The organism is Pseudomonas sp. NPDC088444, from assembly GCF_044900175.1.
Taxonomy (GTDB): Bacteria; Pseudomonadota; Gammaproteobacteria; order Pseudomonadales; family Pseudomonadaceae; genus Aquipseudomonas.
The window spans coordinates 184,599-202,525 of sequence record NZ_JBJDNK010000009.1; the positions used below are offsets into that span (position 1 = coordinate 184,599).

A 17,927-nucleotide genomic window follows, 5' to 3' on the forward strand; every position below is an offset into this window, starting at 1 on the left:
GACCGCGAAACAAGTTCCCTTAAGTTGAAAAGTCAATAGATGAAACAAAATTTACGCTACAAACATGAACCCAACATTAACACTCAACGCGGCGCCAGCTCTCTCAGGTGACGCGCAACCGCAATCCACGCACCGATATACCCCAACAACACAGCCCCTAGCAAGAGTGACAGACCATCAGCCACTGGCACACCGGCCAGCGAGAAATTGCTGCCGTACAGCCCTGCCAAGCGGATGACCGCCTCATTGAGCCAGTCCAGACCAAAGGCCAGGATGCCCCACGAGAAGATCCCCGCGCCGAAGCCATACAACGCGCCCATATAAAGGAAGGGCCTGCGCACATAGCTGTCGGTGCCGCCCACGAGTTTAATCACTTCGATCTCTGTGCGGCGGTTTTCGATATGAAGACGGATGGTATTGCCTATCACCAATAACAATGCGACAACCAACAGCACCGTCAAACCGAATACGAAGCGATCACCCAGCTTGAGGATCGCTGCCAGCCGCTCGACCCAGACCAGATCCAGTTGCGCCTGTTGCACCTTGGGCAGTTCAGCGAGTTGTGTACGTAATGCCTCAAGCCCCGCCTTGTCAACTTCCAGTGGCGTCACCAGCACGACGCCAGGCAGCGGGTTTTCCGGCAACTCCTTGAGGGCTTCACCCAGACCCGACTGCTTTTGGAACTCGTTCAATGCCTGATCGCGGGAGATGTACTCCGCTTCGGCGACACCGTTCATCTCCTTGATCCGGCTGACCAGACTTTGCCCTTCGCTTGGCGACGCATCCAGTTGCAAATAAAGCGAAATTTGCGCGGCGCGCTGCCACGATCCACCCAAGCGCTCGACGTTGCTCAACAGCAACGACAAGCCCATGGGCAAGCTCAACGCAACGGCCATCACCAGACAGGTGAAGAAACTGCCAATCGGTTGTTTGCCCAGACGGCGTAGGCTGTCGGCCATGCTGGAGCGATGAGCCTCGATCCAGGCGTTGAACAACTCGCCAAAACTCGGGCCGTCGTCGTCATCGTGGCGTTTCTTTTTCTGTTTCTGTGGCCCCGGCTCGGCGGCCTTGGGCGCGACGCGTTCGGACACCTTGGGACTGCGAGTGGCACTCATACGCCAGCCTCCCCATCACCGATCAGTCGGCCGCGTTGAAGCGTGAGCATGCGATGGCGCATCCGGGCAATCAATGCGAGGTCGTGACTGGCAATCAGCACGCTGGTGCCCAGTCGGTTGATGTCTTCGAACACACCCATGATTTCTGCCGCCAGCCGAGGGTCGAGGTTACCGGTTGGTTCGTCCGCCAACAGCAACGCCGGGCGATGAACGATGGCACGCGCAATACCGACGCGCTGCTGCTGACCGGTGGACAGGTCGCCAGGGTACAGCTCGGCCTTATCGGACAGCGCAACGCGCTCCAGCGCAGAATCCACACGCTTGGTGACTTCGGCCTTCGACAGCCCGAGGATCTGCAACGGCAATGCGACGTTGTTGAACACCGTGCGATCAAACAACAACTGGTGGTTCTGGAACACCACGCCGATCTGACGACGCAAGAAAGGGATCTGCGCGTTGCTGATCTGGCCCAGGTCCTGTCCGGCCAGCAACAGCTTGCCCGAGGTGGGGCGCTCCATCGCCAACAGCAGACGCAACAGGGTACTTTTACCGGCACCGGAGTGACCGGTTACAAACAGAAATTCACCACGACGCACTCGAAAGCTCAGCTCATGCAAGCCGACGTGTCCGTTCGGATAGCGTTTACCGACCTGTTCGAAACGAATCATGTGCGCTCCCGCTCGGCGAATAGGGCTTGAACAAAGGGTTCAGCCTCAAAAGTCCGCAAGTCGTCGATGCCTTCGCCGACACCGATGTAACGAATCGGCAGTCCGAATTGCTTGGCCAGCGCGAAGATCACTCCGCCTTTTGCCGTACCGTCGAGCTTCGTCAACGCCAGGCCCGTCAGGTTGACGGTCTGGTTGAATTGCTTGGCCTGATTGATGGCGTTCTGGCCAGTGCCCGCGTCGAGCACCAGCAGCACTTCGTGTGGCGCCGCTTCGTCGAGCTTGCCGATCACACGACGAACCTTTTTCAGCTCTTCCATCAGGTTGTCTTTGGTGTGCAGGCGACCCGCCGTGTCAGCGATCAGCACATCAATGCCACGGGCCTTGGCGGCCTGAACGGCGTCATAGATCACCGAAGCCGAATCAGCCCCAGTGTGCTGGGCAATGACCGGAATCTTGTTGCGCTCACCCCAGACCTGAAGCTGTTCGACCGCTGCGGCACGGAAGGTGTCGCCCGCTGCGAGCATGACTTTCTTGCCTTCAAGCTGAAGTTTTTTGGCCAGCTTGCCGATGGTAGTGGTCTTACCCGCGCCGTTGACGCCGACGACCAGAATCACGAACGGCTTGTGCTCGGCGGCGATCACCAGCGGTGCTTCCACCGGTTTGAGCATTTCCGTCAGTTCGCTTTGCAACGATTTGTACAGCGCATCGCTGTCGGTCAGCTGTTTCCGCGCCACTTTCTGCGTCAAATTCCGCACGATCAGCGACGTTGCTTCAACGCCAACATCGGCGGTGAGCAAGCGGGTTTCCAACTCGTCGAGCATGTCGTCGTCGATGGCCTTCTTGCCCAGAAACAGGCTGGCCATGCCTTCGCCAAGACTGGCGCTGGTTTTCGACAGGCCCTGTTTCAGGCGGGCGAAGAAGCCGGGCTGTTTAGGCTGGGCTGGCTCAACAGGCGACGGGACCGGCGGTTCGGCAGCAATAGGAGCTGGCGATGTTTCGACTACCGGCGCTGGCTGCGTCGGCGCGACAACGGATGCGGGTTGCGTCAGGGCAGGCAAATCGTTGCCGGCGACAGGATCCGGCAGCGCCACGGGCACCGGCTCGATCGCGGGGGGCGCTTCGACAACCGGAGAGGGTGCAGGAGCTGCAACCGCTGTCGGCACGTGCGACGCCGTGTGCGCTGGAATCGCAGGCGTCACATGGGGTTCGCTCTCATCGGTCAGCGCGACCGGCTCTTCGGCAACAGGCAGCTTCAGCCAAGGCTCGGCGGCAGGCTGTGCGTCGACAGCATGTTCCGGCTCAGGCGCAACAAAGGTGTGCGATGCAGGGCTGGTGGGCGGAATGGTCGGAGGCGTTTGCGGCTCGGCGAGGGGCGAAGTCGACTCAACGACAGGCTCAGGGGCTGCAACGGGGGATTCTGCTGGCTGTTCGGCGACGGTTTCCTGCGGCTTTTTGCGCAGCCATCCGAACAGGCCTTTCTTCTCGCCAGCCTGGGCTGGGGTCTTCTTGTCGTCGTTGGAACCAAACATGGAGGACGGCTATCTCAAGGTAGCGACGCGCCAGACCGGCGCCTCTGAAAAATTCTGTATGCGAAACAGACTGTTTTTAAGTCCGCTCGTTCATCAGCTGGCCCGGCGCAGGACGATACTGAAATCACTTCGAAGCGTGAAGCCGCATGCGCTGGTTTCAGCTCATGGGCCATCGCTTATCCGAAAACTCCTACATCTTAGTCGTGGTCGGCGAGCAAACTGGCCGCTATCCTAACACCCCCGCGCCCGCCGACGCTAAGTTCACGCAGGCCGTCTCGAAGGTTCAAATTACGAATGAATGCTCTCGCCCGCCGTGCCGCAGGCTTTTTGCTCGGTACATTGTGTTTGCCCCTCGCTGCTGTTGCCGCCGATCCTCAACCCACTACCGAATTCACGCTGGAAAACGGCCTGAAGGTGGTCGTGCGCGAAGACCACCGCGCGCCGGTCGTCGTCTCGCAGGTCTGGTACAAAGTCGGCTCCAGCTATGAGACGCCCGGCCAGACAGGCCTGTCCCACGCGCTGGAACACATGATGTTCAAGGGCAGCTCCAAAGCAGGCCCCGGCGAGGCATCGTTGATCCTGCGCGATCTGGGCGCTGAAGAGAACGCCTTCACCAGCGACGACTACACCGCTTACTACCAGGTGCTGGCCCGCGACCGTCTGAGCGTGGCTTTCGAGCTGGAAGCCGACCGCATGGCCAGCCTGCGCCTGCCGCCGGAAGAGTTCGCTCGGGAAATCGAAGTCATCAAGGAGGAGCGCCGCCTGCGCACCGACGACAAGCCTAACGCGAAGGCTTATGAGCGCTTCAAGGCCATTGCCTACCCGGCCAGCGGCTATCACACGCCCACCATCGGCTGGATGGCTGACCTGGACCGCATGAAGGTCGAGGAACTGCGCCACTGGTACGAATCCTGGTACGTGCCGAACAACGCCACACTGGTGGTGGTCGGCGACGTGCAACCCGATGAAGTGAAAGCGCTGGCCGAGCGCTTCTTCGGGCCGATCCCTCGTCGCGACGTGCCACCGTCGAAAAAACCACTGGAATTGCCTGAACCCGGTTTGCGCCAGATCACCGTTCACGTCGCCACACAAATGCCGAGCCTGATGTACGGTTTCAACGTACCGAGCCTGGCCACGGCCACGGACCCACAATCGGTGAACGCCCTGCGGCTGATCTCGGCGCTCCTCGATGGCGGCTACAGCGCGCGCATTCCGTCGAAACTCGAACGCGGGGAAGAATTGGTCACCGGTGCTTCGTCTAACTACGACGCCTACACCCGAGGCGACAGCCTGTTCACCATCAGCGCCACGCCAAACATGCAGAAGAAGAAAACCCTGGCGGACACCGAGGCCGGTATCTGGCGCCTGCTGAACGAACTGAAGACCAAGCCACCCACCAAAGCCGAGCTTGAGCGTGTTCGCGCGCAAGTCATTGCAGGCCTCGTCTACGAACGCGACTCCATCACCAGCCAGGCCAGCACCATTGGCGAACTGGAGACCGTCGGTCTGTCCTGGCGGTTGATCGATGGCGAACTGGCTGCGCTGCAAAGCGTCACGCCAGAAGACATCCAGAAAGCGGCACGCACCTATTTCACCCGCGAACGGCTTGCCGTCGCGCATGTACTGCCTGAGGAGAAAGCCCAATGACCCAGCGCATCGAGACCCGCTCTGCGCGAACAAGGGCTTCAGCATTGTTGCTGGCCGTCACCGTTGGCCTGCTTGGCCCTGTCGCGGCCATGGCCGAGACGCCAGCGTCGGCCCCCATGGAGACGCCAAAAGCCATCGACAAAGCGGCCAACACGCTGCAATCGCTCAAGGAACTCGATGGCAAGGCGCCCGCCCGCCGCGCGTTGAATATTCAGTCGTGGAACACCGCTGAAGGCGCGCGCGTACTGTTCGTCGAGGCCCACGAACTGCCCATGTTCGACATGCGCGTGCTGTTCGCCGCCGGCAGCAGCCAGGACGGCGCAACACCGGGCATCGCGCTGATCACCAATGCCATGCTCAATGAAGGCGTCAAAGGCAAAGACGTCAGCGCCATCGCTGCGGGGTTCGAAGACCTCGGCGCGGACTTCGGCAATGGCTCCTATCGCGACATGGCCTTGGCCTCGCTGCGCAGCCTGAGCGCTCCCGACAAGCGCGAGCCTGCGCTGAAACTGTTTTCGGAAGTGGTCGGCAAACCGACGTTTCCTGCCGACTCACTGGCGCGCATCAAGAATCAGTTGATGGCCAGCTTCGAGTACCAGAAGCAGAACCCCGGCAAACTGGCGGGCGATGAGTTGTTCAAGCGCCTGTACGGCGACCATCCGTATGCGCACCCAAGCATGGGCACCGCGAAAACCATCACGCCGATCACCCTCGCGCAGTTGAAAGCCTTCCACGCCAAGGCCTACGCAGCGGGCAACGCCGTCATCGCGCTGGTGGGCGATCTGTCTCGCGCAGACGCCGAAGCAGTGGCCGCACAAGTGTCGTCGTCGCTGCCAAAAGGCCCGGCGCTGGCCAAAACCGTTGCACCGACAGCCCCCAAGCCGGGCGAAACCCATATCGAGTTCCCGTCCAAGCAGACTCACTTGATGCTGGCTGAGCTGGGTATTGATCGCGCCGATCCGGATTACGCCGCGTTGTCGCTGGGTAACTCGATCCTTGGCGGTGGTGGTTTCGGCAGCCGCCTGATGACGGAGGTGCGCGAGAAGCGCGGCCTGACCTATGGTGTGTCGTCAGGCTTCACGCCGATGCAGGCGCAAGGCCCGTTCATGATCGGCCTGCAAACCCGCGCCGAACTGAGCGAGAACACGCTCAAGCTGGTCAAGGACGTTACCCGCGACTTCCTTGCCAACGGCCCGACCCAGAAAGAACTCGACGACGCCAAAAGGGAACTCGCGGGCAGCTTCCCGCTGTCGACCGCCAGCAATTCGGCAATCGTTGGCCAATTGGGGGCGATTGGCTTCTATAATCTGCCGCTGAACTACCTCGAAGATTTCATGACGCAATCCCAGAGCGTCACCGTCGAGCAGATCAAGGCGGTGATGAACAAACACCTGAACGTGGACAACTTGGTGATCGTGACCGCGGGCCCCACTGTCCCGCAGAAGCCTCTGCCACCCCCCACTGATAGACCCGCCGAACAACCCCTCGGCGTTCCGGAGCATTGATGACCTCGACTTCCAAGCCGCCGCGCCTTCACAAAGGCCCCAAAGTTCACACAGGCCTGGGCCAGTTGCGGATCATCGGCGGCGAATGGCGCAGTCGGCGTCTGAGTTTCCCTGACGCGCCGGGCCTGCGTCCGACGCCAGACCGGGTCCGGGAAACCCTGTTCAACTGGCTGGCGCCTTACATCGAAGGCGCTCGCGTGCTCGACCCGTTCGCGGGCAGCGGCGCGCTGTTTCTGGAAGCGCTGTCGCGAGGCGCCAGCCTGGGTCTGGCGCTGGACGCCAACTCGGCGGCCATTTCCAGCCTGCGTGAGCACTTGGGCACACTGCGTTGCACCGTCGGCAAGACCTCCACCGGCGACGCACTGCGTTACCTGGAGACGCAGCCCGCCGAAGCGTTCGACGTGGTTTTTCTCGATCCACCCTTCCACCAGAACCTTCTGACGCCAGCGTGCGCGCTGCTCGAAGAACGCGGCTGGCTGGCAAACGACGCCTGGGTTTACACCGAAAGCGAGACGGCTCCGTCGACGCTGGGCATGCCGGGCAACTGGCGCCTGCACCGGGAAAAAAAGACCGGTCAGGTGCATTACGCCTTGTGGGAACGCAGTGGCCACGCCAACTGACAGCGGCCCGTTCGCTCCAGCGTTCGGCCTCGGCAACCCCCACCTGCAAACCATGTGGGGGCCGATCTGGCGCTCAATCCCCTCGTTGGAGCGACGACGCGAGCGTATCTGGCTCGACGACGGTGACTTTCTCGATCTCGACTGGCATGGGCCCCATGACGCCAAAGTGCCCGTGGTGTTGGTACTGCACGGGCTGACGGGGTCATCCAACTCGCACTACGTGGTCGGGCTGCAACGTGCGATGGAAAAGCACGGCTGGACCAGTGTCGCCCTGAACTGGCGCGGGTGCTCGGGCGAACCGAATCTGCTGCCACGCAGCTATCACTCGGGCGTCAGTGATGACCTCGCAGCGGTCATCGCCCACATTCGCCGAGCACGCCCATTGGCGCCGCTGTATGCCGTGGGTTACTCGATGGGCGGCAACATTCTGCTCAAGCACTTGGGCGAATCCGGGCTGGACAGTCAGTTGCAGGGCGCGGCAGCGGTGTCGGTGCCCTTCCGGCTGGATGAGTGTGCGGACCGCATCGGGCTGGGCTTCTCCAAGGTCTATCAACGACACTTCATGCGCGAAATGGTGGGCTACATCAGAGACAAGCAGCGTCGATTTCAGCACGAAGGCATGAACGAAGGACTCGCCGTGCTGGCGGCACTGGGTTCACTGGACAACCTGCGCACGTTCTGGGACTTCGATGGCCGCGTGACTGCACCGCTGAATGGCTTTGACGACGCGCAGGATTACTATCGCAAGGCATCGAGCCGCTACTTCCTCGGCGCGATCCGCACCCCAACGTTGCTGGTGCAATCGTCGGATGACCCGTTCGTCTTCAAACACAGCCTGCCCGCCCTCAGCGAGCTGTCGGCAAGCACCCGATTCGATCTTCAGGAACATGGCGGGCATGTGGGCTTTGTCGGGGGTACGCTCAGAAAGCCGGTTTACTACCTGGAGCAGCGGATACCACAGTGGTTGGTGGATGTGCATGGGAAAGACGCTACTCGTTGATCGCGCCACTCCTACAGAGGCATAAGTAGCGCTTCAAACCTTGCAGGATCGTTCAAGACACCTCTGCGCCACAGGCCTACCATCCGGGACATAAGGAGAAATACCATGTCCCGCCATCAGTTATTCGTTCGCGGCCTTCGCGACAGCATGCCCATGCTGGTCGGCATCGCGCCGTTCGGCATCATTTTCGGAACCCTGGCCGGTGTCGGCGGCCTGTCGCTGTGGCAAGCGGTGGGCATGTCGATGTTCGTCTACGCCGGGTCCGCGCAATTCATCGTGGTCAGCCTGATGGGCGCCGGGGCCAGTGCCGTGGTGATCCTGTTGACCACCTTCATCGTCAACCTGCGCCATGTGCTCTACAGCGCCACCCTGCAACCACAGGTCCAGAACCTGCCGCAGCGCTGGCGACTGTTGCTGGCGTTCTGGCTGACTGACGAAACCTTTGCTGTCGTCCAGCGCTATTACCTCGTCCACGGTCGTACGCCATTGGCGCATTGGTACTGGCTAGGCGTGACCAGCGCGCTGTATACCTGCTGGGTCAGCAGCTCACTGATCGGCGTTCTGTTCGGTCAAGCCGTGCCGGACATGGCCAGTTGGGGCCTGGAGTTCGCGATGCTGGCGACCTTCATCGGCATCGTCGTGCCGCTGTTGCGCAACCAGCCGCAGATCGCTGCCGCCGTGGCCGCAGGCGCCGTCGCTCTGATGACATGGTCCTGGCCTTACAAACTGGGGTTGATGGCCGCTGCATTCAGTGGTATCGCGGTGGGCGTCCTGCTGGAGCGGCGCCAGTCTGAAGGCCCGCAAAACGCATCGGGCAAAGAGGTGCACTCATGAGCTACTGGTGGCTGATTCTGGGGATGACCGCGATCACGTTTTTGATGCGCTACAGCCTGTTCGCCTGGCCGAACCTGCGCTTCCCGCCGGTTGTGCGCCAAGGACTGCATTACGTGCCAACGGCGGTGCTGACAGCAATTGTGGTGCCCGGCATGCTGCTACCTGATGGCCAGCACTGGCAGTTGTCACTGGTTAACGCGTATCTGCTGGCGGGAATCGCGGCCATCGCCATCGCCGCGTTCAGCCGCAATCTGCTGGCGACGATTGGTGGGGGGTTGCTGGTGTTCTTCCTGCTGCGCTGGGCGTTGGGGCAGCTTTGATATAACGCGCCTGTGCAATCCCTGTGGAAGCAGGGCGTCGTGCAGCAAACGCAATACCCTGTGGGAGTGAGCTTGCTCACGATAGCAACAGGCCTGACACATCTGTGGTGACAGGCCTGCCGCAATCGTGAGCAAGCTCACTCCCACAGATTCACATCCACATCCACATCCACATCACAGATCATGACGACCGGGCTATTCCCCAGTCGCTACACCACGCTCAGGATCATTGATCCACTCACTCCACGACCCCGCATACAACCGCCCCAACGGATACCCGGCCAGACACAGAGCAAACAGGTTGTGACAGGCCGTCACCCCTGACCCGCAGTAAGCGACCAGTTTTTCCGGGGCTCGCCCGTTCAGCGTCTCGGCGAACCGCTGCTTGAGTTGTTCAGCGGGAAGGAAACGTCCGTCCGGCCCCAGGTTGTCAGTGAACGCGGCACACTGCGCCCCCGGAATGTGGCCGGCCACTGGATCGATCGGCTCGACTTCGCCACGAAAACGCGCAGGCGCGCGGGCGTCGATCAGGGTGACTTCAGGCTTATCCAGTTTCTTCTGTACATCCGCCGCGCTCAGCACCAGCGAATCATCCGGTTTCCCTTTGAACGCCCCCTCGCGATGCTGCGCCGGGTCCAGGCTCAACGGCAGCCCCGCCGCATGCCAGGCTTTCAGGCCGCCGTCGAGAATGAACACGCCATCACGCTTGCCCAGCCACGCCAGCAACCACCACGCGCGAGCGGCATAAGCGCCCGGACCGTCGTCGTACAGCACGATCTCGCTGTCGTTATCCACCCCCCAGAAACGCAGACGCTCGATCAGCGTTTGCGGAGATGGCAATGGATGGCGCCCCGTCACGCCTTTGGTGATCGGTCCGCTCAGGTCTTTGAGCAAATCGGCGTAGGACGCCCCCTCGATGTGTCCTTCCGCGTAGCTACGCTGGCCGTAGTCCAGATCATCGAGGGACGAACGACAATCAAGGATCACAAGCCCCGGCTGTTGTTGGCGTTCGGCCAGTTGTTGCGGGCTGATCAATTGCGCGATGGACATGACGGGCTCCTGCAGACAGTAAAAGTGGCTAAAGCGATAAGACAATCCATTCAAACGGATAGATTACAGTCAACCTGCATCTTCCAGCGCCTTGTTCAACGGCACATAAAATTCGCTGCACAAGGCATGTACTGCGTCCCGCGCCTCGGGCGTCACGTAGGCCAGTTCGAGCATCAGCACCTGATAGACGCCTCGACGGATGGCCTCTTCATTCAGATGGCCCGCGTTCTCCCGCGTAGTGCACAGGAAACGCACCCAGGACGTGAGGATGATCCACGCGTTGAGCGTCAGGGATTCAATCTGCACGGTGTCCATGTCGAGAATGCCCGCTTCAACGAAACCGCCATAAATGGCCATCGCCTTGATCAGACAATGCTGAGAAAAGCGCCGATAACGCTCGGCCAACTCAGGATCGGCATCCAGCAGGTGCTCAAGATCGCGATGCAAAAAGCGATAGCGCCACATGCCATCGAGGATCGCCATCAGGTAATGGCGCTTGTCTTCGACACTGGGCAAGCGCCCCTTGGGCGGGTGGAGAAAACTGTCGACCAGCGCTTCGTATTCGGTGAACAGCTCGGCGATGATCGCCTGCTTGTTGGGGAAGTGGTAATACAGATTCCCCGGTGAAATCTCCATGTGCGCCGCGATGTGGTTGGTGCTCACGCTACGCTCGCCCTGCAGATTGAACAGCTCGAGGCTGCTCTGCACGATGCGTTCTCGGGTCTTGATGCGTAGGGGTTTGATACGCGGCGCCATGCTCAGCTCGAACGTCTGGATGTAACAGGGATGTGCTGGATCTTAACGCATGCGCTGCGTTTCGGTGCAGCCCGACGCGTCATTTGACTTTATAGAGCAATGACTCTAAAAACACTCTATAACTTCAAAAAGGAACCACAGCGATGCCTGTCGAATCCGTGCATTTACCCTTGCCCGATGATGCATCGACCGACTCCGACGAGCTTGTACGACTTTTCGACTTACAGCGTCGGGCTTTTGCCGCGAACCCCATGCCAGTCGCCGCCCAGCGCCTGCAATGGCTCGACAGCCTTCGCCAATTACTCAGCGATGAGCGCCAGGCGCTGATTGACGCGATCAGTGCAGACTTCAGCCATCGCAGCGCAGATGAAACCCTGCTCGCCGAGTTGATGCCCAGTCTGCACAACATCCATTACGCCCGCCGCCATCTGAAAAAGTGGATGCGCCCGTCTCGTCGCCGCGTTGGCATGGCTTTTCAACCAGCGTCGGCCAAAGTCATGTATCAACCACTGGGCGTGGTGGGCGTGATCGTGCCGTGGAATTACCCGCTGTATCTGGCGATAGGCCCTATGGTGGGCGCGCTGGCGGCAGGCAATCGAGTGATGCTCAAGCTCAGCGAGTCCACGCCCGCAACGGGTGAACTGCTGAAAAGGTTGTTCGCCAGGGCGTTCCCGGAGGATCTGGTTGCGGTCGTACTCGGTGAAGCCGACACAGGCGTGGCGTTCTCGCGGCTGCCGTTTGATCATTTGTTGTTCACAGGCGCAACCAGTATCGGTCGGCATGTAATGCGCGCAGCCGCCGAAAACCTGACCCCGGTGACACTGGAACTGGGTGGAAAGTCCCCTGCCATCGTCGCCCACGACGTGCCCATGAAAGACGCAGCCGAGCGCATCGCCTTCGGAAAAACCCTGAATGCCGGACAAACCTGTGTGGCGCCAGACTACGTGCTGGTGCCCAAAGATCGGGTCGATGAATTCGTCGAAGCCTACAAAAAAGCCGTCACCGGGTTTTATCCGACGCTCGCGGACAATCCGGACTACACCGCCATCATCAACCCCCGACACGTCGCGCGGCTGAACAACTACCTGGCAGACGCCACCAGCAAAGGCGCCCGGGTCATTTCACTTTATCCACAGAGCCAAGGTCGGCGCCTGCCGTTCAGCCTGCTACTCGATGTCGGCGACGACATGCTGGTCATGCAGGATGAAATCTTCGGTCCTCTTTTGCCGGTCGTGCCCTATGAGCGCATCGAGCAGGCCTTTGACTACATCAACCAGCGGCCTCGCCCACTGGCTCTTTACTACTTTGGCTATAACAAGGCCGAACAGAAGCGGGTGCTGGAGCAGACACATTCTGGCGGGGCCTGTCTGAATGACACCTTGCTGCACGTGGCACAGGACGACCTGCCATTCGGCGGCGTCGGCCCCTCTGGCATGGGCCAATACCATGGCCACGAGGGTTTTCTGACCTTCAGCAAGGCCAAGGGTGTGTTCATCAAGCAGCGTTTCAATGCGGCGCGTCTGATTTACCCCCCCTACGGGAAAGCCATTCAAAAGCTGATCCATCGGTTGTTCGTGCGATGAGCGCAGTGACGCAAGGGATCTCGCGTCGCCACGCACTCAAGCTCGGGCTTGGCGCCACGGCCTTTCTGGCCAGCGCCGGACTGACCGCCAGCCTGAGCGGCTGTTCCAGTTCGTCAGCGGCGCCGGGGTTCAGTGTTCTGCGCGCCAGCGACATGCCGTTTTTACGGGCGGCGATTCCAGTCATGCTCGACGGTGCGCTTAAAGGTGTTTCGCTTTCAGGTGCTGTCGATCAAACCTTACAGAGCCTCGACCGCGGCCTGGCGCACCTGTCTCCGGAAATGCTCAAACTGACGCAGCAATTGTTCGATGTATTGGCGATGGCCATCACCCGAGGACCGCTGACGGGGATTTGGGGTAGCTGGGAAGGCGCCGATGCCGACGCGATACGGCATTTTCTGGAGCATTGGAAAAACAGCTCACTGAACCTGCTGCGCCAAGGCCATAGCTCATTGCTGCAACTGGTGCTGATGGCCTGGTACAGCCGCCCAGACGCATGGGCGCCATGTGGATACCCCGGCCCACCGAAAATCTGATCCACCCAAAACAATAAAAACAACGAGGTTCTATGCCTGTTCCCGACACGTTCCGCGAAGGACTCGCTCGCGGCTGGAAAACCTACGACGGCTCGCACTTACAACAAGACCTGACACTGGAGGTTGACGTCGCGATCATCGGCAGCGGCGCGGGCGGCGGGACGAGCGCCGAGATACTCAGCGCTGCGGGGTTCAACGTGCTGATCATCGAAGAAGGCCCACTGAAAACCAGCTCTGATTTCACACTGCTTGAAGATCAGGCCTATTCGACGCTGTATCAGGAAGGCATCGGGCGAATGAGCAAGGACGGCGCGATTACCATCCTGCAGGGCCGAGCGGTGGGCGGCACCACGCTGGTCAACTGGACGTCCAGTTTTCGCACACCCGACCAGACCCTTGAACACTGGGCACGCGAGCACAACGTGAAAGGCCACGGCCCCACCGAGATGGCGCCCTGGTTCGGCAAGATGGAACAACGTCTGGGTGTTGCGCCGTGGATCATGCCGCCCAACGCCAACAACGACGTCATTCGCCGGGGCTGTGAAAAGCTCGGTTACAGCTGGCATGTCATTCCGCGCAACGTGCGAGGCTGCTGGAATCTGGGTTATTGCGGGATGGGCTGCCCGACCAACGCCAAGCAATCGATGTTGGTGACAACCATTCCGAGCATGCTGGATAAGGGCGGCGAACTGCTGTATCTGGCCCGTGCCGAGCGGCTGATCATCGAAAAAGGCAAGGTGCTGGGCGTGGAATGCCTGGCCATGGATGAGCGTTGCGTGGCGCCCACCGGCCGCAAGATCACGGTCAAAGCCCGGCACACGGTATTGGCCGGGGGCGGCATCAACAGCCCGGCATTGCTGATGCGCTCCAAGGCGCCGGACCCTCATAAAACGCTGGGCAAAAGAACATTTCTGCATTTGGTGGCGTTTTCGTCCGGGCTGTTCGATGAGGTGATCAACCCGTTCTACGGTGCGCCGCAATCGATCTACTCCGACCACTTTCAGTGGCGCGACGGGGTGAGCGGCCCAATGGCCTACAAGCTGGAGGTCCCACCCCTGCATCCGGCGCTGGCCAGTACGTTACTGGGTGACTATGGGCAGAAAAACGCCGAACGCATGGCCCAATTGCCTCATACCCACATGATGCTGGCGCTGCTTCGGGACGGGTTTCATCCCGACAGCGTGGGCGGCAGTGTCGAATTGCGCGGCGATTACACGCCAGTGTTGGACTATCAGGTGTCGCCCTACGCGTGGGACGGCGTGAAACGCGCATTGCACACCATGGCGGACATTCAGTTCGCGGGCGGTGCCAAGGTCGTCATGCCGCTGCACCAGGACGCGGATTACGTGAAGACCATCGGTGAGGCACGTGCCTTGATCGACCGCTTGAGCATGGAAATCTTCCGCACTCGATTGGGCAGTGCTCATGTCATGGGCGGTTGCGCCATGGGAGAGGATGCGTCATCTGCGGTGGTCGACAGCCTTGGGCGGCATCACCAACTGGAAAGCCTGTCAGTGCACGACGGGTCGCTGTTTCCCACCAGCATTGGCGCCAATCCGCAATTGTCGGTGTATGGGTTGACGGCGAAGCTGGCGAGCGCACTGGCAAAGCGATTGATGACGACGCGAATCCTGTAGGAGCGACACCTGACTTGGCCCGTGCGCTCGCGCTGCGCTACCATCCGAATCCCACAACGGACTCCGACCAGGACGACGCGATGAACCGAGTGTTGTACCCAGGCACCTTCGACCCCATCACCAAGGGCCATGGCGATCTGGTCGAGCGCGCCTCGCGCATGTTCGATCAAGTGGTCATTGCCGTGGCCGCCAGCCCCAAGAAAAATCCGCTGTTCCCGCTGGAGCAACGAGTCGCCTTGGCGCAGGAAGCGACCAAGCACCTGCCGAACGTCGAAGTCGTGGGTTTCTCGACCCTGCTGGCGCACTTCGCGCAAGAGCAGAACGCCAACATCCTGCTGCGCGGTCTGCGCGCAGTGTCTGACTTCGAGTATGAATTTCAACTCGCCAACATGAATAAACAGCTCGCCCCGGATGTGGAAAGTCTGTTTCTCACCCCGTCCGAACGCTATTCATTTATTTCATCTACGCTGGTCAGAGAAATCGCGGCGTTAGGCGGGGACATCACGAAATTCGTACATCCGGCGGTCGCCCAGGCGCTCAAGGAACGGTTCAAAAGCTAGTTCCTGCGCTATGTTCAGGTGCATACCGAGCGCTAATGCGGCACAATTCGCCGCATTGGTTTTTGATATGCCCCGGTGTCGACCGCGGCAGGAGTATCCATGTCCCTGATCATCACCGACGATTGCATCAATTGCGACGTCTGCGAACCCGAGTGCCCGAACGAAGCGATTTCCCAAGGTGAAGAGATCTACGTGATCAATCCGAACCTGTGTACCGAATGCGTTGGCCATTACGATGAACCCCAGTGCCAGCAAGTCTGCCCTGTGGATTGCATCCCGCTGGATGAAAACAACGTCGAGAGCAAAGACCAGTTGATGGCCAAGTACCATCTGATTACCAGCAAGGCCTAAACGAAGGCATATCCTGTCGGCATCCGCGCTTTCGCCGAAGACACTGGCTGTAATGCCTGTTGAACTGAGCGAGATACGCATGACTTCGAAGCTTACGCGGATACCGTCCTCGTTTGGCGCAGCGCTTTTTCTGTGCGCCCTCTCGGCTCAAGGCAGTCCTGATCATCCCAATCAGGCCGCCATTGCCAGCCCACATCCCATTGCGACTGCCGCCGGTCGGGAAATTCTGGTCGATGGCGGCAATGCGTTCGATGCCGCCATTGCCATCAGTGCCACCCTCGCGGTGGTCGAGCCTTACGGTTCGGGGTTGGGCGGTGGAGGCTTCTTTCTGCTGCGTCAGGCGGGCGAGCCGGTGCAGTACCAATTCCTCGATGCGCGAGAAAAGGCGCCCCTCAAATCAAAACTGCGGATGTTTCACCGCAATGGCATCGCCCAACCCGATTTATCCCTGAACGGCCCGCTGGCCGCTGCCATACCCGGCCTGCCCGCCGCGCTGGTCGAGCTGGCCGAGCGCTATGGTCGGCTGCCACTGAGCATTTCCCTGGCCCCGGCCATCCGCGTGGCCTATCGCGGCTTCAAGGTGGATGAGGTGTACCGCGAGCGGGCCAGTTGGCGGCTGTTCGCCCTGCGCGCCAATAAGGAAAGCGCCCGGCTATTCCTGCGTAACAACGACGTGCCCGACCTTGGCGAAATCATCAAACAACCGGAGCTGGCGCAGACACTGGATCGCCTGGCAGACAAGGGCCGCGCCGGTTTTTACAGCGGCTTGACCGCGCAATCGATGGTCAGCGGGGTGAGGGCCGCAGGCGGGATCTGGAATTACCACGACTTCGAAGAGTACGACGTCATCACCCGCACGCCGTTGCGCTTCCAGCTGGCCGATCAACGGGAATTGATCAGCGCCCCGCCCCCTTCAGCAGGCGGCATAGCGTTGGCGCAAAGCCTGTTCATGCTTCAACAACTGCCATGGCGCGAATCCGAGAAGGTTCAACGCGCGCACTATGTGGTGGAGGTTTTACGCAGGGCGTATCGGGACCGCGTGCTGTTGGGTGATCCTGATTTCGTGCCCAACCCGATCGCGCAGGTCCTGGCGCCGGATTATCTATTGCAACTGTCTACCAGCATCGATCCTCACCGCGCCACGCCCAACAATATCCTGCCACCCGCGCCGCGCTGGCGTGAGGGCGACAACACCAGCCATTTCTCCGTGCTCGATAACGAAGGCAATGCCGTCGCGGCAACGTTGTCGCTCAATCTGCCGTTCGGCTCCACCTTCACGGTTCCGGGTACAGGGGTGATTCTCAACGATGAAATGGACGATTTCGCCGTCGACCCCAAAGGCAGCAACACCTACGGACTGGTGGGCAGCCCGGCCAACATCATCGAACCCGGCAAACGCCCGCTGTCGAGCATGAGCCCGAGCTTCATCGAAAGCCCTCGAAATTTCACCGCCTTCGGGTCACCGGGCGGCAGCCGGATTCCCAGCATCGTGCTGTTGTCGATGTTGCAGTATCTGGACGACCAACCCATCGCCAACTGGGCCTCGGCCCCGCGCTATCACCATCAATACATGCCAGAAATGATGGAATACGAAGCGGGGGCGTTTACCGAAGAGGAATTGAGCGATTTGCGGGAGCGCGGCTACCGGCTCAGAGAGACACGTCGAGACTTTGGCAATCAGCAAGTGCTGCTGTGGCACAAGAACAATGCGCGTGTGGAAGCGGCGAGCGATCCAAGAGGTGTGGGGGTTTCAGCGACGTTCCGGCCGGATGCGCCGCTGAATCTGGTGCGCACCTGCGCTGATCAGTCCTGTTTGCCGTAACCGCTGGTCGTGCAACCCAGGCAGCGCACGAATGCCGCTTTGCCGGGTTCGACCACCAGCGCCTTGCCGGTCGCGCCGAGGTTGCCGCCCGCCGCCGCAAACGGCGAGGCCACGACGAACAGGCCTGCGCCAATGACGGTGGCCACGATCAACAGAGGACGAGCGATCAGCAAGTCGCCGATCATCGCGTAGGCAGGCGGGTTCTGGATCTCGTACATCGGATCCCCACTGCCCGACGCCTCGACCTGCGCCAGCGCAGGCGTCATCTGCAAACCGAAGAACAGGGCCAGGGTGGCAGCGAGAATACGAAACGGGCTCATGGCGTGATCCTTCAGGCACAGCAAGAAAAGTGATGCAGCTCACTATAAACAGGGATGGGGGTTACGCAAGTGGCGAA

General features: G+C 60.5%; 18 protein-coding genes. 12 read left to right on the top strand and 6 right to left on the bottom strand.

Features of this window, described 5'->3' with window-relative positions; genetic code table 11:
• Window positions 1-83 precede the first annotated feature (83 nt).
• Genes ftsX through ftsY form a run of 3 tightly spaced genes read right to left on the bottom strand, consistent with a single transcriptional unit; the run spans window position 84 to window position 3,312 of the window.
• Window positions 84-1,115 carry a permease-like cell division protein FtsX gene (gene ftsX / locus ACI2KB_RS18945; RefSeq protein ID WP_404636736.1) on the bottom strand — a complete coding sequence of 344 codons (1,032 nt, stop codon included), beginning with the start codon at window positions 1,113-1,115 and terminating at the stop codon, window positions 84-86.
• Entirely contained in the window at window positions 1,112-1,783 is a 672-nt protein-coding gene (gene ftsE, locus ACI2KB_RS18950) for a cell division ATP-binding protein FtsE (RefSeq protein ID WP_108237657.1), read from the bottom strand. The genes ftsX and ftsE overlap by 4 nt, the downstream gene beginning before the upstream one ends.
• Window positions 1,780-3,312 (bottom strand): signal recognition particle-docking protein FtsY, encoded by a 1,533-nt coding sequence (gene ftsY / locus ACI2KB_RS18955; protein WP_404636739.1) that lies wholly within the window; start codon window positions 3,310-3,312, stop codon window positions 1,780-1,782. The genes ftsE and ftsY overlap by 4 nt, the downstream gene beginning before the upstream one ends.
• A 294-nt stretch (window positions 3,313-3,606) precedes the next feature.
• Here ftsY and ACI2KB_RS18960 point away from each other — a divergent pair, with 294 nt between their 5' ends.
• From ACI2KB_RS18960 to ACI2KB_RS18985, 6 genes are all read left to right on the top strand, one after another.
• Window positions 3,607-4,959, top strand: a complete 1,353-nt coding sequence (locus ACI2KB_RS18960) for a M16 family metallopeptidase (RefSeq protein WP_404636741.1) — start codon at window positions 3,607-3,609, stop codon at window positions 4,957-4,959.
• Entirely contained in the window at window positions 4,956-6,464 is a 1,509-nt protein-coding gene (locus ACI2KB_RS18965; protein ID WP_404636743.1) for a M16 family metallopeptidase, read from the top strand. The genes ACI2KB_RS18960 and ACI2KB_RS18965 overlap by 4 nt, the downstream gene beginning before the upstream one ends.
• Window positions 6,464-7,084: a 16S rRNA (guanine(966)-N(2))-methyltransferase RsmD gene (gene rsmD / locus ACI2KB_RS18970; protein WP_404636745.1), complete on the top strand. Its 621-nt coding sequence runs from the start codon at window positions 6,464-6,466 to the stop codon at window positions 7,082-7,084. The genes ACI2KB_RS18965 and rsmD overlap by 1 nt, the downstream gene beginning before the upstream one ends.
• On the top strand, window positions 7,068-8,084 hold the full coding sequence (locus tag ACI2KB_RS18975) for a hydrolase (RefSeq protein WP_404636747.1): 1,017 nt from the start codon (window positions 7,068-7,070) through the stop codon (window positions 8,082-8,084). The genes rsmD and ACI2KB_RS18975 overlap by 17 nt, the downstream gene beginning before the upstream one ends.
• 105 nt (window positions 8,085-8,189) lie before the next feature.
• Window positions 8,190-8,918, top strand: coding sequence for an AzlC family ABC transporter permease (locus tag ACI2KB_RS18980; protein WP_404636749.1), 729 nt, complete (start codon window positions 8,190-8,192; stop codon window positions 8,916-8,918).
• Complete coding sequence (locus tag ACI2KB_RS18985) at window positions 8,915-9,238, top strand: AzlD domain-containing protein (RefSeq protein WP_404636751.1); 324 nt, start codon at window positions 8,915-8,917, stop codon at window positions 9,236-9,238. Before ACI2KB_RS18980 ends, ACI2KB_RS18985 begins: the two co-directional genes overlap by 4 nt.
• A 195-nt stretch (window positions 9,239-9,433) precedes the next feature.
• Here the strand turns inward: ACI2KB_RS18985 and ACI2KB_RS18990 are convergent, their stop codons facing one another.
• Window positions 9,434-10,288, bottom strand: coding sequence for a sulfurtransferase (locus tag ACI2KB_RS18990; protein ID WP_404636753.1), 855 nt, complete (start codon window positions 10,286-10,288; stop codon window positions 9,434-9,436).
• A gap of 69 nt (window positions 10,289-10,357) precedes the next feature.
• Complete coding sequence (locus ACI2KB_RS18995) at window positions 10,358-11,044, bottom strand: TetR/AcrR family transcriptional regulator (protein ID WP_404636755.1); 687 nt, start codon at window positions 11,042-11,044, stop codon at window positions 10,358-10,360.
• Between the two features lie 143 nt (window positions 11,045-11,187).
• Between ACI2KB_RS18995 and ACI2KB_RS19000 the strand changes: the two genes are divergently transcribed.
• The 6 genes from ACI2KB_RS19000 to ggt all read left to right on the top strand — a co-directional run bounded on the left by ACI2KB_RS19000 (window position 11,188) and on the right by ggt (window position 17,530).
• Entirely contained in the window at window positions 11,188-12,627 is a 1,440-nt protein-coding gene (locus ACI2KB_RS19000) for a coniferyl aldehyde dehydrogenase (RefSeq protein WP_404636757.1), read from the top strand.
• Complete coding sequence (locus ACI2KB_RS19005) at window positions 12,624-13,160, top strand: twin-arginine translocation pathway signal protein (RefSeq protein WP_404636759.1); 537 nt, start codon at window positions 12,624-12,626, stop codon at window positions 13,158-13,160. The genes ACI2KB_RS19000 and ACI2KB_RS19005 overlap by 4 nt, the downstream gene beginning before the upstream one ends.
• Window positions 13,161-13,192: 32 nt before the next feature.
• Window positions 13,193-14,797, top strand: a complete 1,605-nt coding sequence (locus ACI2KB_RS19010; RefSeq protein ID WP_404636761.1) for a GMC family oxidoreductase N-terminal domain-containing protein — start codon at window positions 13,193-13,195, stop codon at window positions 14,795-14,797.
• Window positions 14,798-14,877: 80 nt separating this feature from the next.
• Window positions 14,878-15,357: a pantetheine-phosphate adenylyltransferase gene (gene coaD / locus ACI2KB_RS19015; protein WP_404636763.1), complete on the top strand. Its 480-nt coding sequence runs from the start codon at window positions 14,878-14,880 to the stop codon at window positions 15,355-15,357.
• 99 nt (window positions 15,358-15,456) lie between these two features.
• Window positions 15,457-15,708 (top strand): YfhL family 4Fe-4S dicluster ferredoxin, encoded by a 252-nt coding sequence (locus ACI2KB_RS19020; RefSeq protein ID WP_404636765.1) that lies wholly within the window; start codon window positions 15,457-15,459, stop codon window positions 15,706-15,708.
• A gap of 79 nt (window positions 15,709-15,787) precedes the next feature.
• Window positions 15,788-17,530 carry a gamma-glutamyltransferase gene (gene ggt, locus ACI2KB_RS19025; protein ID WP_404636767.1) on the top strand — a complete coding sequence of 581 codons (1,743 nt, stop codon included), beginning with the start codon at window positions 15,788-15,790 and terminating at the stop codon, window positions 17,528-17,530.
• Here ggt and ACI2KB_RS19030 read toward each other — a convergent pair.
• On the bottom strand, window positions 17,512-17,850 hold the full coding sequence (locus ACI2KB_RS19030) for a multidrug transporter (protein WP_404636769.1): 339 nt from the start codon (window positions 17,848-17,850) through the stop codon (window positions 17,512-17,514). The genes ggt and ACI2KB_RS19030 overlap by 19 nt on opposite strands.
• Window positions 17,851-17,927: the final 77 nt, after the last annotated feature.